This window comes from Sulfitobacter sp. HI0040, assembly GCF_001634885.1.
In the GTDB taxonomy this organism is placed as follows: Bacteria; Pseudomonadota; Alphaproteobacteria; order Rhodobacterales; family Rhodobacteraceae; genus Sulfitobacter.
Genome location: NZ_LWEX01000135.1, coordinates 1 through 14,581, shown reverse-complemented (window position 1 = coordinate 14,581; position 14,581 = coordinate 1). Strand labels below are relative to the sequence as shown.

The 14,581-nt window shown below is 64.5% G+C and carries 11 protein-coding genes and 2 tRNA genes; 4 read left to right on the top strand and 9 right to left on the bottom strand.

Features of this window, described 5'->3' with window-relative positions; all coding sequences use genetic code 11:
* Window positions 1–44: 44 nt before the first annotated feature.
* From A3728_RS09665 to A3728_RS09655, 3 genes are all read right to left on the bottom strand, one after another.
* Entirely contained in the window at window positions 45–2,612 is a 2,568-nt protein-coding gene (locus tag A3728_RS09665) for a penicillin-binding protein 1A (RefSeq protein ID WP_067922749.1), read from the bottom strand.
* Window positions 2,613–2,726: 114 nt separating this feature from the next.
* Window positions 2,727–3,947 (bottom strand): N-acetylmuramoyl-L-alanine amidase, encoded by a 1,221-nt coding sequence (locus A3728_RS09660; protein ID WP_067922746.1) that lies wholly within the window; start codon window positions 3,945–3,947, stop codon window positions 2,727–2,729.
* 76 nt (window positions 3,948–4,023) lie between these two features.
* Window positions 4,024–5,187, bottom strand: a complete 1,164-nt coding sequence (locus tag A3728_RS09655; protein ID WP_067922744.1) for a pyridoxal phosphate-dependent aminotransferase — start codon at window positions 5,185–5,187, stop codon at window positions 4,024–4,026.
* A gap of 123 nt (window positions 5,188–5,310) precedes the next feature.
* Here A3728_RS09655 and A3728_RS09650 point away from each other — a divergent pair, with 123 nt between their 5' ends.
* A complete protein-coding gene (locus tag A3728_RS09650) occupies window positions 5,311–6,063 on the top strand; it encodes a DsbA family protein (protein ID WP_201722166.1) in 753 nt (250 codons plus the stop codon).
* 51 nt (window positions 6,064–6,114) lie between these two features.
* Here A3728_RS09650 and ispG read toward each other — a convergent pair whose 3' ends face one another.
* The 3 genes from ispG to hemA all read right to left on the bottom strand — a co-directional run bounded on the left by ispG (window position 6,115) and on the right by hemA (window position 9,987).
* The gene (gene ispG / locus A3728_RS09645; protein WP_067922736.1) at window positions 6,115–7,242 is read right to left on the bottom strand and encodes a flavodoxin-dependent (E)-4-hydroxy-3-methylbut-2-enyl-diphosphate synthase; all 1,128 of its coding nucleotides are present in this window, start codon (window positions 7,240–7,242) and stop codon (window positions 6,115–6,117) included.
* 74 nt (window positions 7,243–7,316) lie between these two features.
* Window positions 7,317–8,645 (bottom strand): helix-turn-helix domain-containing protein, encoded by a 1,329-nt coding sequence (locus A3728_RS09640; RefSeq protein ID WP_067922733.1) that lies wholly within the window; start codon window positions 8,643–8,645, stop codon window positions 7,317–7,319.
* Between the two features lie 118 nt (window positions 8,646–8,763).
* Window positions 8,764–9,987, bottom strand: a complete 1,224-nt coding sequence (gene hemA, locus A3728_RS09635; protein WP_067922793.1) for a 5-aminolevulinate synthase — start codon at window positions 9,985–9,987, stop codon at window positions 8,764–8,766.
* 219 nt (window positions 9,988–10,206) lie between these two features.
* Between hemA and A3728_RS09630 the strand changes: the two genes are divergently transcribed.
* Both A3728_RS09630 and A3728_RS09625 read left to right on the top strand, forming a co-directional pair.
* Window positions 10,207–11,586 carry a M20/M25/M40 family metallo-hydrolase gene (locus A3728_RS09630; protein WP_067922729.1) on the top strand — a complete coding sequence of 460 codons (1,380 nt, stop codon included), beginning with the start codon at window positions 10,207–10,209 and terminating at the stop codon, window positions 11,584–11,586.
* Window positions 11,587–11,596: 10 nt separating this feature from the next.
* Window positions 11,597–12,475, top strand: a complete 879-nt coding sequence (locus A3728_RS09625) for an alpha/beta fold hydrolase (RefSeq protein WP_067922727.1) — start codon at window positions 11,597–11,599, stop codon at window positions 12,473–12,475.
* A gap of 10 nt (window positions 12,476–12,485) precedes the next feature.
* Here A3728_RS09625 and A3728_RS09620 read toward each other — a convergent pair whose 3' ends face one another.
* Window positions 12,486–13,358, bottom strand: coding sequence for a glycosyltransferase family 2 protein (locus A3728_RS09620; RefSeq protein ID WP_067922725.1), 873 nt, complete (start codon window positions 13,356–13,358; stop codon window positions 12,486–12,488).
* A 138-nt stretch (window positions 13,359–13,496) separates the two neighbouring features.
* Between A3728_RS09620 and A3728_RS09615 the strand changes: the two genes are divergently transcribed.
* A complete protein-coding gene (locus A3728_RS09615; protein ID WP_236628181.1) occupies window positions 13,497–14,270 on the top strand; it encodes a hypothetical protein in 774 nt (257 codons plus the stop codon).
* 18 nt (window positions 14,271–14,288) lie between these two features.
* On the opposite strand, the gene A3728_RS09610 is transcribed toward A3728_RS09615, so the two are convergent.
* Window positions 14,289–14,365, bottom strand: a tRNA-Asp gene (locus A3728_RS09610).
* Between the two features lie 105 nt (window positions 14,366–14,470).
* A tRNA-Asp gene (locus A3728_RS09605) sits at window positions 14,471–14,547 on the bottom strand.
* Window positions 14,548–14,581 lie beyond the last annotated feature (34 nt).

Here is a 14,581-nt window from a genome sequence, read left to right as displayed (position 1 = left end):
CCGCGCCCCCGGCAAGCAATGCGGGGGGCGCGCGCCGGAATGGATCAGTAGAGACCGCCGGAGCTGAGCGTGCCGAAGGTTGCCTTCGGCCCCACCGTAGCCTTGCGCCCGGTGGAGGTGGTGACCTGACGGGAAGAGGTGGCCCGTTCGTCCACCAACGGCAGGTCGGCCCCCATTGCAAAGCCGCCGTCGAAGGTGATGCCAAAGACCGGCTCCTCCCCCTGACGGAAACACTCGGCGACCACGTTGGGGCCGGAGGCATCATCGCTCAGCCGTGCGCCGGTGAACCGGTCGATGTTGATGAAGACGCATTGATCGGGCACCTTGAAGGCCCCGCCGCCGTATTTCTGGACCGCCTGGCTCATGAAGCGCTGAAAGACCGGGCCGCACATGCCGCCGCCCGACGCGCCACTGCCGAGCGAGCGCGGCTGGTCGTAGCCGATATAGCAGCCCGCCACGATGTTGTTGGTAAAGCCGACGAACCAGACATCCTTGGCATCATTGGTGGTGCCGGTCTTGCCCGCGGTGGGCACGCCCAGATCGACCGAACGGCGCGCGGTGCCCCGTTCCACCACGCCCTTCATCATCGAGGTGAGCTGATAGGCCGTCACCGGGTCCATCACCCGTTCGCGGTTGGAGATGACGCGCGGGGCCTGACCTTCTGGCAGATCGGTCAGGTTGCAATCGTTGCAGATGCGCTGATCGTGTCGGTAGACGGTACGGCCATAGCGGTCCTGCACCCGGTCGACGAGCGTCGGCTGCACCCGCTCGCCGCCGTTGGCGAACATCGCATAGGCCGATACCATCTGGTACAGCGTGGTTTCCTGGCTGCCCAGAGCGTTGGCGAGCACCGGTGCAAGGTCTTCGTAGACACCGAAGCGTTCGGCATAGCTGCCAACCGTGTCCATGCCCACTTCCTGCGCCAGACGCACCGTCATCAGGTTGCGCGACTGTTCGATGCCGGTCCGCAGCGGCGTCGGGCCGTAATATTTGTTGGAGGCGTTCTTGGGCCGCCAGACACCCTGCGGCGTGTTGATCTCGATCGGGGCGTCCACGACGATCGTCGCCGGGGTATAGCCCGAATCCAGGGCCGAGGCATAGACGAAGGGCTTGAAGCTCGAACCGGGCTGCCGCTTGGCCTGCGTGGCGCGGTTGAAGACCGAGGACTGGTAGGAAAAACCGCCCTGCATGGCGATCACCCGGCCGGTGTCCACGTCCATGGCGACGAAAGCCCCCTGCACTTCGGGCACCTGCCGCAGGGTCCAGCGGATGAATTCCCCGCTGTCGTCCGACGTCATGCGCCGCACCAGAACGACGTCGCCCACATCCACGAGGTCTCCGGCCACCTGCGCGCGCGGGCCGAGCGATGTGCCGCCGGTTTCCTCGTTCACCTTCAGCTTGCGGGCCCATGTCACATCCTCGGCGGGGATCCAGTGGCCGTCGGCGTCCTCTTCCACGCCTTCGATGCCGATGCGCGCATCGCTGGCCCCCACTTCGAGCACCACGGCGGGATACCACTGGTTTTCCAGATCGATGTCGCGGGGCACGCGCAGATCGGCGAGCGCGGCGCGCCAGTTTTCTTCCGATGTCAGCGCTTCGGGCGGCAATGTCTTGCGGGTGCCGCGCCAGACGCCGCGGCCCCGGTCATATTGCTCCAGCTCGCGGCGCAGCGCGTTGGCGGCGATGGGCTGCATTTCGTTGTCGATGGTCGCGCGTACGGTCAGACCGCCGGTGAAGAATTCACCCTCCCCGAAGTCGAGGCTGAGCTGGCGGCGGATTTCATCGGTGAAATAGTCTCGCGGCGGCAATTCTGCCTTGAAGCTTTCGAAATCGCCGTTCTGGACGGAACGCAGCGGCTCCGCCACCTCCTGCTCATAGGTCGCGGCGGTGATATAGCCGTTTTCCTTCATCTCGCGCAGCACGAAGTTGCGGCGGGCGAGCAGCCGGTCCTTGCGGCGCACCGGGTGATAATCGGACGGCGCCTTGGGCAGCGAGGCGAGGAAGGCGGCCTCATGCGGGGCCAGTTCATTCAATGTCTTGTTGAAATAGGTCTGGCTCGCCGCGGCCACGCCATAGGAGTTCTGGCCGAGGAAGATCTCGTTCATGTAGAGTTCGAGGATCTGTTCCTTGTCCAGCGTCTCTTCGAGCCGCGCGGCGAGGATCAGTTCCTTGATCTTGCGCTCTGCCCGGCGGTCGCCCGACAGCAGAAAGTTCTTCATCACCTGCTGCGTGATGGTGGAGGCCCCGCGCACGTCCTGCCCGCGCGACCGCACCGCATCGACCGCAGCCGCACCGATGCCCCGCAGATCATAGCCTTCGTGCTGATAAAAGTTCTTGTCCTCGGCAGAGATGAACGCCTGTTTCACCAGATCGGGAATGGTTTCCGCCGGGGCGAAAAGCCGCCGTTCCTTTGCGAATTCGTCGATCAGACGGCCCTGACCGGAATAGATCCGGCTGATGGTCGGCGGGGTGTATTGCGCCAGCGACTCGTGGCTGGGCAGATCGCGCCCGTACATCCAGAAGACGGCACCGATGGTCAGCGCGACCATGGCGATGCCCATGGTCACGGTGGTGAAGATACCGCCTAGAAAGGAAAGGATAAATCTGAGCAAGGAGAAAACCGCCGTGGATCGGTTGAACTGGCCCTGACCTATAGACCAGATCGGGGGGTCGCGTCAAAACACTTGGCGGTCAGCCGGGCGCGGATGCCCGCCTATGGGCAGCACTCACTGGCGCACCAGCGGCTTGCGCGCGGCGTCCTGATCGCGCCATGCCAGCAGCGCATCCGCGATGCCCGCAACCATGACCGCGCGCCAGATCGGATCGCGCAGGTTGGCGAGATCGCGCTTCGAGCTGAGAAAGCCGACCTCAACCAGGACCGAGGGGATATCGGCGGATTTGAGCACCGAAAACCCCGCCCGGCGCAGGGGGCGGCCGTTCATCGGTCCGCCGGCCTTTGCCATTCCTTCGACCAGAACCTCGGCCAATGCGACGGAACGCGGCTCGGTCTCCTGCCGCGCCAGATCGAGCAGGATACCTGCCACCTGATCGTCAGACCCGGTCAGATCCGCGCCCGCGATGATGTCGGACCGATTGTGCCGGGCGGCAAGATGCTCTGTCGCGGCATCGCTCGCCTCGTCCGACAGGGTATAGACCGTGGCCCCCTTGGCCCCGCCTTCGGTCAGCACATCGGCATGCAGCGACACGAAAAGATCCGCCTGCGCCTGATGGGCAAGCGCCACCCGGGTTTCCAGCGCGACGAAAACGTCTTCGTCCCGGGTGAGAACGACCTCCGCCCCCTCACGTACCAGTGCATCCCGCAAGGCGCGCGCAAAGCTCAGCATCAGGTCCTTCTCCGCCACGCCTTCGCGCTCTGCACCGGGATCGATCCCCCCGTGCCCGGGATCCAGCACCACGGTGAAACGCGCATCGTTCGGATCGGGCGCGCGGGGCGGTGCGGTCAGCGCCACCGTCCACGACGGATCGCGCGGCACCCCGGCCGCTTTGGCGAATTCGGATGCGCCCACCTCTTTCAGGTCAATCTCCAGCGTTGCGGTGCCGCTTGCCTCATCCACGGGCATGGCGATCTCTGTCGGGCGCATGGGCACCGCCAGATCGGCCACCAGCCGCGACCAGCCGGGCTGGAACGCGCCGAAGCGCACGGCCGTCACCCGCCCCGGTTCGGGGAGCAGATCGGCGTCGCTGATGCCGGTCCAGTCGGCTTCGCGGAAGTCCACCACCAGCCGGGGCGGATCGTTGAGCAGGAAGACGCGGAAGGGCACGCCCTGGCTCAGACCGATGGTCATGCGCGTGGCTCCGAACCAGCGGTCCTCGATCACGCTGCGTTCCGGCTCCACCCGGGCCAGCGCCGTCAGTTCCTGCTCCGCCCGAACGGGAGAGAGCGAGGCGACGAGCATCAGGCAGACCGCGAAGACCGTTCTTTTCATGGCGTAACCACCCTCACCCTGCCCCGTTTCCGGTCGTCGTTTCACCCACGATCCGGCCTGTCCTGCATAACACCGCTCACCCGGTCGGGCCAGCCTGCCCCCGCGCCTCCATGAAGGCCGAAAGGCGGCGCAGCCCCTCTTCGATATCGGCGGTGGCGCGCGCATAGGAAAAGCGCAGCGTGCCCGCGCCGCGCTCCGGGTCGAAGTCCAGCCCCGGCGTCACGGCCACGCCCGCCTCTTCGAGGATCTCCGCCGCCAGCGTGCGGCTGTCATCCGTCAGGTGGCTCACGTCGGCGTAGATATAGAACGCCCCGTCGGGGGGCGCGATCCTGTCGAAACCGGCCTTGGGCAGCCCTGCGAGCATCAGGTCCCGGTTGGCGCGGTAGACATCCATGTTCGCTTCGAGCTCATCGGTGCAATCCATCGCGGCGAGTGCCGCGATCTGGCTGGCATGGGGCGCGCAGATGAACATGTTCTGCGCGATGCGCTCCACCACCCGAACGTGATCGGGCGGCACCACCATCCAGCCCACGCGCCAACCGGTCATGGAGAAATACTTCGAGAAGGAGTTGATCACATAGCTGTTGTCCGTGACCTGCAGCGCCGTGACGGCCTTTTTGTCATATTCGATGCCATGGTAAATCTCGTCCGAGATGAAAGCCGCCTGCGCCTCTGTGCAGGCCTCGGCAAGGGCGGCCATGGCGCTGCGGTCCAGCATGGTTCCCGTGGGGTTCGCCGGAGAAGCGACGAGCAAACCCGCCAGATCATGGGCGCGCAGGTCATCCGCATGGGGCTGGAACCGGTTTTCGCGTGTTGTCGGCAGATCGACAGGCTGCAGCGCCAGCGCCTTGAGTATCTGGCGGTAGCTGGGATAGCCGGGCGCGCCGATACCCACCCGCGCGCCGGTGTCGAAAAGTGCCGTAAAGGCGAGCAGGAAACCGCCGGAGGATCCCGGAGTGATGACGACCCGCGCGGGGTCGAGATCCACGTCGTACCACTCACCGTACATCTGTGCGATGCGGGCGCGCAGTGCCGGAAGCCCCAGCGCCACGGTATAGCCCAGCGGGCCTTCCTCCATGGCGTGGGCCAGTGCTGCGACCGCGCCGCGGGGGGCGCCCGTACCGGGTTGGCCGACCTCCATATGCACGATGTGGCGCCCCGCTGCTTCGGCTGCGCTGGCGGCCTGCATGACATCCATCACGATGAAGGGATCGACAGCCGACCGGGTTGAATTATGCATCGCCTTGCTCCTTACTCTCAGACGTGGTTTCACCGCAGCATGCCCGCGGCGTCAAGCAGACCCGCAACCGACCGCCCTGTTTGTCACAAAGTCCGCCCGATAAAACTGAAAGTCCTGCCCATGATGCATCGCCTTATCGCCCCCCTCTTCGCAGCCGCCACCGCACTGGCCCTCACCCTGCCCGCGCAGGCGATGGATCTGACGGAACTCACGGATGCGGAGCGCGCCCAGTTCCGGGCCGAGGTCCGTTCCTACCTGCTGGACAACCCCGAAGTCATCATGGAGGCGGTCGAACTGCTGCAGAACCGCGAAGCGGAAGCGCAGGCGAATGCCGAACAGTCGCTCATCAGCGACAACGCCGATGCGATCTTCAACGACGGATACAGCTACGTCGGCGGCAATCCCGAGGGCGACATCACGCTGGTCGAATTCCTCGACTACAAATGCGGCTATTGCAAGCGCGCCCACCCGGAGGTGGAGAAGCTGCTGAAGACAGACGGAAACATCAAGCTGATCGTCAAGGAATTCCCCATTCTGGGTGCGGAATCCATGCTGGCGTCGCGCTATGTCGTGGCGGCAAAGCAGGTCGTTGGGGGGGACAGCTACAAGGCCCTGGGCGATGCGCTGATGGCCTATAACGGAGAGGTCACGCTGCCCGCCCTGCGCAGGCTCGCCACGACCTTCGGTCTCGATTCCGATGCAATCGAGGCGAAGATGGACAGTGACGAAGTCACCGCCGAAATTGCCAAGACCCGCGCACTGGCCGACAGGCTGCGCATCTCGGGCACGCCCACCTTCGTGCTGGAAGACGAAATGCTGCGCGGCTACCTGCCGTACGATCAGATGATGGCGCTGGTCGAAGAAAAGCGCGGCTGATCCCGCGCAGGCGCTCGTCGCGGGGGCCGGGGCGCGACCCCCGCATAATGGCTATTCCGCCGCGTCCTGCGCGGCGGCGGCTTCCAGTTCCTCGGCCTTCTTTTCCACCTGTTCGACGATATGGTCGATCATGCCCTCGTTGCCGAGCTTGTGGCTCTGCGCCCCTGCGAGATAGACCATCCCTGAGCCTGCGCCGCCGCCGGTAAAGCCCACGTCCGTCATCAGCGCCTCACCCGGGCCATTCACCACGCAGCCGATGATCGACAGGCTCATCGGTGTCTTGATGTGCTCCAGCCGTTTTTCCAAGGTTTCCACCGTCTTGATCACGTCGAACCCCTGCCGCGCGCAAGAGGGGCAGGAAATGATATTGACGCCCCGGTGCCGCAGGCCAAGCGATTTAAGGATCTCGTAGCCGACCTTCACCTCTTCCACCGGATCGGCGGAAAGGCTCACGCGGATCGTGTCGCCGATGCCCATCCACAGAAGGTTACCTAGGCCGATGGCGGATTTGATCGTGCCGGACATCAGGCCGCCCGCCTCGGTGATGCCAAGGTGAATGGGCGCATCCGTCGCCTCCGCCAGTTTCTGGTAGGCGGCGGCAGCCATAAAGACGTCGGAGGCCTTACAGCTGATCTTGAACTCGTGAAAATCGTTGTCCTGCAGGATCTTGATGTGATCCAGCCCGGATTCCACCATCGCGTCGGGACAGGGCTCCCCGTATTTTTCCAGGAGGTGCCGTTCCAGCGAGCCGGCATTCACGCCGATGCGGATGGAACATCCATGATCGCGCGCGGCCTTGATCACCTCGCGGACGCGCTTTTCGTCGCCGATGTTGCCGGGGTTGATCCGCAGACAGGCAGCACCCGCCTCTGCCGCCTCAATCCCGCGGCGGTAGTGGAAATGGATATCCGCTACGATGGGAACCGGGCTTTCCGCCACGATTTCCCGTAATGCCTTCGAAGAAGCCTCATCCGGGACGGAAACCCGCACGATATCGGCCCCCGCATCCGCCGCGGCCTGAACCTGCGCGATGGTGCCGCGCACATCCGTCGTCAGCGTGTTGGTCATCGTCTGAACGGTAATCGGCGCATCGCCCCCCACGGGGACATTGCCCACCATGATCCGGCGCGAGACGCGGCGTTCGATGTTACGCCACGGGCGAATGTGATTGAGGCTCATCAGAGGGTCCCCCGGGCTGATTGGCTTGGGTTTGCCCTTACCTAATCCCCGACCCGCGGGATCTCAATGCCCGGTCAGCGGCTTTGGCAAGGCAGCGCCGCAAGGGTGGCCGCATCGACCGAACCGCTCAGATCCGCAAACATGCGCGAGAGCGAGGTATCCGCATTGGGGTCCACTGCTTCATACGCCGCCGCCAATTGCGTGCTGTCCAGCACGAGGTTGGAGGTCACGCTGCCGCGTGCGCCGACCGGCCCATAGCAGCCGTCGGACATGGCGAAGAACAATGCCCCGGATTCACCGGTGCGCAGAGTGGGCGGTTCTTCGGTCAGGGGCACCTCATAGGTGTCGCCCTTGTTCATGATGCCTTCGTAGATGACAGTGCCATCCGCCGCGCGGACCCGAACCCACGAAGGATAGGCCGCGACCATGCGAAGACCGGGCGCAGGCGTTTCGACGACCTGCGGCACGTTCTCACCGGGGAGGGCGTTGTCACCGGGAATGGCGCTGCTTTCAGGCACGTCGCCCGCGGCCAGCGCCATGCGGATCGCTTCATCGGCGGAGGACGGCACATCCGTTGCAATCCCCTCACCCCCGCTCGAACCGCTGCTTGCGGGCGTGGCAAAGACACCGACGGCCCGGGGATCGAGGGTGGAAATCGGCGCGTCCCGCGCCACCAGAACCGGCACGTCCAGCGCCTGTGGGCGATAGAGCCGGTCCAGCGCCTCCATCCGGGGGGCCCGCATGCCGCGCCCGGGGGCTTCGACCTCTTCGCTCTCCTCGGGGGCACGGGCCAGCGCGCCTTCGACCGGGTCGAGGTCCGACAGGACGATAGGGGTCTGATCGACTGGCGCGACCTGAACACGCTGCACTTCCTTCAGCACCGTCCAGCCGCCGAAGCCGAGAGCCCCGATAAGGGCCACAAGAACGGCGACGGAGCCGATGGCGCTCGGCTCGATCCGGCTGAGGAAGGAATCACTCGTCGGGGTGAAAGGCAGACTGGGCTGAACGAAGATGTCGCCCGGATCCGAACGCTTCAACCGCTCTTCGCGCGTGGGCTTCTTGATGACAGAGGCTTCCGCTGACATGCCATGGGCCACGGAAAACCCGGATTCGGCACAGAAGCCCGCAAAGGCCCGGTCCGGATCCATGTCGAGATAGCGCGCATAGGAGCGGACGTAGCCCGCGATGAAACCGGGCGTGTCGAAAGCATCGGGATCGCAATTTTCGATGGCGGCAATGTAGGAGGCTTTGATCCGCAATTCGCGCTGAACATCCAGCAGCGATTTGCCCATGGTGGCGCGTTCGCCGCGCATGACATCCCCGAGCCGGAGTTCGAAATCGTCAAAACCCCGCGGTTCGCCCAAGTCCTGTTCTACATCCTTGGAGGACCACCGCCCGATCATACCATGCCCTACCTGTCTGCCTGCCTATGGCCTTGTCCCGATCGCCCCACGATTCGGATTTAGCCCCTTGTTTGGTTAAGACTACCATAAGGCAGATGGAATACGAATGGTTCCCTTTCTAGCCGACCGCTTCGGCACGATTCAGCGCACAATGTGACCATAGCATGTCCATTGCCCGAACCAGCGCATCCATTTCCTTGGGCCCGTGAACCGGCGAAGGCGTGAATCTCAGCCGTTCGGTGCCGCGCGGAACGGTCGGGTAATTGATGGGCTGGACGTAAATTCCGTGTTCTTCCAATAACATGTCGGACAGCATCTTGGTATGGACCGGATCGCCCACCATCACGGGCACGATGTGGCTGCCGTGATCGATGATCGGCAGGCCCAGCCCCTTCAGCCGCAATTTCAACGCTTTTGCCTGTTGCTGATGTGTCGCACGCAAGTCGGGCGCGCGCTTCAGAAACGCCACGGAAGCCGCCGCACCGGCCGCCACGGCAGGCGGCAGGGAGGTGGTAAAGATGAATCCCGGCGCATAGGACCGGATGGCGTCGCACATTCGCGCCGAGGCCGCGATATAGCCGCCCATGACACCATAGGCCTTGGCCAGCGTGCCGTTGATGATGTCGAGCCGGTGCATCAGCCGGTCGCGTTCCGCCACCCCGCCGCCCCGCGGGCCGTACATGCCCACGGCATGCACTTCGTCGATATAGGTGAGCGCGCCAAATTCATCCGCGAGATCGCAGATCGCCTCGATCGGGCCGAAGTCGCCATCCATGGAATAGATGGATTCGAAGGCAATGAGCTTCGGCGCCGCCGGGTCGTCCGCTTCGAGCAATTCTCGCAGATGCGCCACGTCGTTGTGGCGGAAAATCCGCTTCGCCCCGCCATTGCGCCGCACGCCTTCGATCATGGAGGCATGGTTCAGCGCGTCGGAATAGATGATCAGGCCCGGAAAGAGCTTCGGCAGCGTGCTGAGCGTCGCATCATTGGCGATATAGGCAGAGGTAAAGAGCAGCGCGGCTTCCTTGCCGTGCAGATCGGCCAGTTCGGCCTCCAGCCGCTTGTGATGGATCGTGGTGCCGGAAATGTTGCGCGTCCCGCCGGAGCCTGCGCCGGTGGCCTGCAACGCCTGGCTCATCGCATCCAGCACGACGGGGTTCTGCCCCATGCCGAGGTAGTCGTTGCCGCACCAGACGGTGATTTCCTGTTCGCTGCCGTCGGGCCGGGTACGGACCGCATGGGGGAAATGGCCGTTCCGCCGCTCGATGTCGATAAAGGTCCGGTAACGGCCTTCGTCGTGCAGGCGCGCGATCGCTTCGTCGAGCTTCGCGGAATAGTCCATATGCCTCTCCATCATACAGTATTCAGGCGACAAGGCGCTCGCCTATATTCAACATTTAGAATAACTACAGAATGAGACCTTGGTGCACAATGCTTTTCCCCCGCCACCGCGCGGGCGTCTTGTCGCAGACCGGAGCGGCCCTGTGCCGGTCCACCCCGCCCCCTCTGGACACCCAATTCGCGGCTGATAGGCTCCGCCCAGATCAATCCGGAGAACCCAATGTCCATCGACGCAATACTCGGGCGCATCGACAACGAACTGCCCGCCGCCACCGAGCGGCTGCTGGAACTTCTGCGCATCCCCTCCATCTCGACAGACCCAGCATACAAGGCGGATTGCGACCGGGCCGCGGACTGGCTCGTCGCCCAATTGCGCGAAATGGGCGTCGATGCGGAAAAGCGCCAGACGCCGGGTCATCCCATGGTTGTGGGCCACGCGGGGGCAGCCGATGCCAAGCCTCACCTGCTGTTTTACGGCCATTACGATGTGCAACCCGTGGACCCGCTTCACCTTTGGGATCGCGACCCTTTCGACCCGCAGATCGAGGATACAACTGACGGTAAAGTGATCCGCGCACGCGGCGCATCCGACGACAAGGGCCAGTTGATGACCTTCGTCGAAGCCCTGCGCGCATGGAAGGAAGAGACCGGCGAATGGCCCTGCCGGATCACCTTCTTCCTCGAAGGAGAGGAAGAATCGGGCTCCCCTTCCCTGGTGCCGTTCATGGAAAAGAACGCGGAGGAGCTGCGCAGCGATCTGGCGATGATCTGCGACACCGGCCTGTTCGAAAGCCGCACCCCCGCCATCGTGACCATGCTGCGCGGCCTGCTGGGCGAAGAACTGACCATCACCGCGCCCGACAAGGATCTGCATTCGGGCATGTACGGCGGCATCGCCATGAACCCGATCCGCGTCCTGTCCCGCATCCTGGCCTCGCTGCATGACGACACCGGGCGCATCACGATTCCTGGGTTCTATGACGGGGTGCCGGAGCTTTCGGACGAGTTGGAGGCCCAATGGCAGGGGCTGTCCTTCGATCATGACGCCTTTCTGAAGGACGTGGGCCTTTCCACCCCGGCGGGCGAAGAGGACCGCACTCCGCTGGAGATGATCTGGTCGCGGCCCACCTGTGATGTGAACGGCATCTGGGGCGGCTACACCGGTGACGGGTTCAAGACGGTCCTCCCGTCACAGGCCCATGCCAAGCTCAGCTTCCGCCTTGTCGGAACGCAGGACCCGCTGAAGATCCGCGAAAGCTTCCGCCAGATGGTGCAGGACGCCCTGCCCCCCGATTGCACCGTGGAGTTCACCGGCCACGGGGCCGGTCCCGCCTCCGGCGTCGATACCGAAGGGCAGATGTTCGAAGCCGCGCGCAACGCGTTGAGCGAGGAATGGAACATCCCGGCGGCCTATATCGGCTGCGGCGGGTCCATCCCCATCGCGGGCTATTTCCAGAGCATCCTCGGCACCCGCCCGATGTTGATCGGCTTCGGCAAGGACGATGACCAGATCCATTCCCCGAACGAAAAATACGACATGGAGAGCTTTCACAAAGGCATCCGCAGTTGGGCGCGCATCCTCGACGCGCTGAGCCGCTGAGGGCAACGGCATGAGTGATTTCTTCGAACTGCCCGTCGAACGCCTGCGCCCGGAGGGCCGGGCCGAGATCGCCTATCGCCGCATAGGGAACGGGCCGCCGCTGCTGCTATTGCACGGCTTTCCCCAGACCCACGCCATGTGGCACGCCACGGCCCCCCTGCTGGCGGAACGCTTTACCGTCATCACAGCGGACCTGCGCGGCTATGGCGACAGCGAAGCGCCCGAGGGCGCGGCGGAATACAGTTTTCGCGAGATGGCGGCGGATCAGGCGGCGCTCATGCGGACGCTCGGCTTTGATCGCTTTCATCTCGTGGGGCATGACCGGGGGGCCAGAACGGCGCACCGGCTAGCGCTGGACCATGCAGCAGCGGTAGAGACCCTGACCGTGATGGACATCGTTCCCACCCAGCATCTGCTGAGCGAACTTTCACATGAGGTTGCAAGAGATTATTATCACTGGTTTTTCCTCTCCCAACCCTCACCCAGACCGGAAAAGATGATCGCCGCCGACCCTGATTTCTTCTACGAATCCTGCCTGCTGGGCTGGGGCGGCGGCACGCTTGAGGATTTCGACAACCGGGCGCTGGCGGCCTATCGCGCGTCATGGCACCGGGCGCGCACGATCGAGGCGATGTGCAACGACTACCGCGCGGCCATCGACGTGGATCTCGACCTCGATACGCAGGATCTGGGGCGCAAGGTCGACTGCCCGGCGCTTGTCCTCTACGGCGGCGACGGGGTGATGGCGCAGGCCTATGACGTTGCCGCCACTTGGCGTGATCGTCTGGCCGACATGCGCTGTGAAAGCATTCCTGGCGGCCATTTCTTCATCGACAAATCGCCCGGGGAAACGGCACGACGGCTGCTCGCCTTCCTGCCGGGAGGCTGAGGGCCGCGCGTCAGACCAGCCCGGCAAACCTGTCGGGCAGCCGGTACTGGGTCTTGTAGCGCGGGTGATCGAATTCATAGAAGCCTGTATCCCCGCGCGGCTTGAACGACCGGCGCATCCTTCGGCGCAGCGGCGTCATGTCGAAGCCTTCCACCATTTCGAGGGTCGCGAAGGCTTCGAAAACCGCCCGGTCCTCGCCCCGGTTGGCGGCAAACCAATGCCCCCCGATGGAGGCGCCTTTCTGATCGCCCGGCACCTCTGCCGTCACGGCATTGCGCCGATCCATGGCGGCGGCGTAATTGTCGAAATCGCAGAACTTCAGATGCAGAAGGTAGAGCCTGTCGGGCGCGTGCAGCTTGTCGTATTGCGCGTAATGCCCGCCCCGCGACAGTTTCGCGGGCGCCGAGGTGATGCAGGGTTTCGAATACCACGGCGCGGGCCGCACATGCATCCGGGGGCCGAGGATGGGGCCGGTGACGGGGTCTGGTTCGATGTCGATGCGGTGGATCACCTCCAGCCCCAGCGGCGTGAGAATACGGCCCTTCGGCGCGTCCTTCAGGAAATCCAACAGGGTTCCGCCCGCCTCCGGGTCGCTGACCACCAGTTCGTCCACATCGCCCACGACCACATGGGTGAAATACTTGCGCAGACCGCCGACGAGGTTGTTTATCAACTGCCAGCGCTTCACGTCGAAATTCTTGTGCGGATCGCCCGGGATGCCGATGACGTTGCAGCCTTCGGCCAGTGCTGCGACCTCTGCGCCGCGCCCATGGTTGATGACATAGCAGTTTTCACGCCCAAAAAGCCCGCCGTAATGCGCGAGCCACGCCTTCAAAAAGAACGCGTCATCGCGCACCATCGTCACCGCGGCCGCCGTCTGCATCGTCACACCTGCCCGAAATTGCCCATGCCTGCCTCGCATCCTAGAGGAGCGGCTGGTACAAGAGAATCGCAAATTGCGGCCCGCGCCGCGCCGTTGCCGCTTTGCCATGAAAGGTGGGGCCGCCCGAACGAGTGACAGATGAACCCACTGATTCCGCAGGACTTCGCAGAGGCGGGCTTTGCCGCGAACCGGCGCGCACCGACCCCGCTGGCGCGCTATCAGGTGCTGGGCGAGCGGTCTTCGGGCACCAATTTCGTCTCCCGTCTGCTGGGGCGCAATTCATCCATGCGCCCGGCCACGGATCTGGGCTGGAAACACGGCTTCCCGCGCGAGGCGCCGGTTCCCGCGGACCTCGGCGTGATCTGCATGACAAGGCGCGCGGACGACTGGGCGCTTTCCATGCACCGCAAGCCCTGGCACGCGCCGCCAGAGCTGCAGGCACTCGAATTCGGCGATTTCATCCGCGCGCCCTGGGAAACGGTGGTAGACCGACCGCGCTACTTCACCGCCGCTATGCAGGCCGGCCCCCTGGGCGGGCCGCTGCTTCCGGACCGCGATCCCGAAACCGGGGCCGCCTTCGCGGATCTTTTTGCCCTGCGCACGGCCAAGATGCGGGCGATGCTGGGGTATATGTCGCGCGATTGCACCTGCCTCCTGCTGAGCGTGGAGACGGCGCAAGCCGAGCCGGAAGCGACGCTGGACGCCCTGCTCTACGTGATGGGCCATCCCCCGCGCAGCACGCCCTATCGCCGCGTGGTCAAACGCCTCGGCTCCCGCTTCAAGCCGGCCATACCGGAGCGGCCCAAGACACCTGCGCGCATGGGCAAGGCAGGCCGGCGGTTCATGCAAGCCCGGCTGGACGAGGAATTGGAGCGCCAGTTGGGCTATAGCTACGACAGCCCGGCGGACTGAGTGGCGATGAGGGGAAAGTGGCGCGGTTGACGGGGCTCGAACCCGCGACCCCCGGCGTGACAGGCCGGTACTCTAACCAACTGAGCTACAACCGCGCGATGCGGTCGGGATAGACCGAAGCCGCCCACCCGTCAAGCGGCACAATGCAGGCGGCCGGAACGAAAAAAGGGACCCCGGAGGATCCCTTTTTCAGGCAGCGGTGGCGCGGTTGACGGGGCTCGAACCCGCGACCCCCGGCGTGACAGGCCGGTACTCTAACCAACTGAGCTACAACCGCCCGCTGCGCATCCCGGGCTGGCCCGGAATGTCTG

Bases quoted from the DNA above. Each gene is read 5' to 3' on its own strand.
- A3728_RS09620 (WP_067922725.1), bottom strand. From the start codon at position 13,358: ATGCAGACGGCGGCCGCGGTGACGATGGTGCGCGATGACGCGTTCTTT.
- hemA (WP_067922793.1), bottom strand. From the start codon at position 9,987: ATGGACTATTCCGCGAAGCTCGACGAAGCGATCGCGCGCCTGCACGAC.
- A3728_RS09650 (WP_201722166.1), top strand. From the start codon at position 5,311: ATGCATCGCCTTATCGCCCCCCTCTTCGCAGCCGCCACCGCACTGGCC.
- A3728_RS09615 (WP_236628181.1), top strand. From the start codon at position 13,497: ATGAACCCACTGATTCCGCAGGACTTCGCAGAGGCGGGCTTTGCCGCG.
- A3728_RS09640 (WP_067922733.1), bottom strand. From the start codon at position 8,645: ATGATCGGGCGGTGGTCCTCCAAGGATGTAGAACAGGACTTGGGCGAA.
- A3728_RS09655 (WP_067922744.1), bottom strand. From the start codon at position 5,187: ATGCATAATTCAACCCGGTCGGCTGTCGATCCCTTCATCGTGATGGAT.
- A3728_RS09630 (WP_067922729.1), top strand. From the start codon at position 10,207: ATGTCCATCGACGCAATACTCGGGCGCATCGACAACGAACTGCCCGCC.
- A3728_RS09660 (WP_067922746.1), bottom strand. From the start codon at position 3,947: ATGAAAAGAACGGTCTTCGCGGTCTGCCTGATGCTCGTCGCCTCGCTC.
- ispG (WP_067922736.1), bottom strand. From the start codon at position 7,242: ATGAGCCTCAATCACATTCGCCCGTGGCGTAACATCGAACGCCGCGTC.
- A3728_RS09625 (WP_067922727.1), top strand. From the start codon at position 11,597: ATGAGTGATTTCTTCGAACTGCCCGTCGAACGCCTGCGCCCGGAGGGC.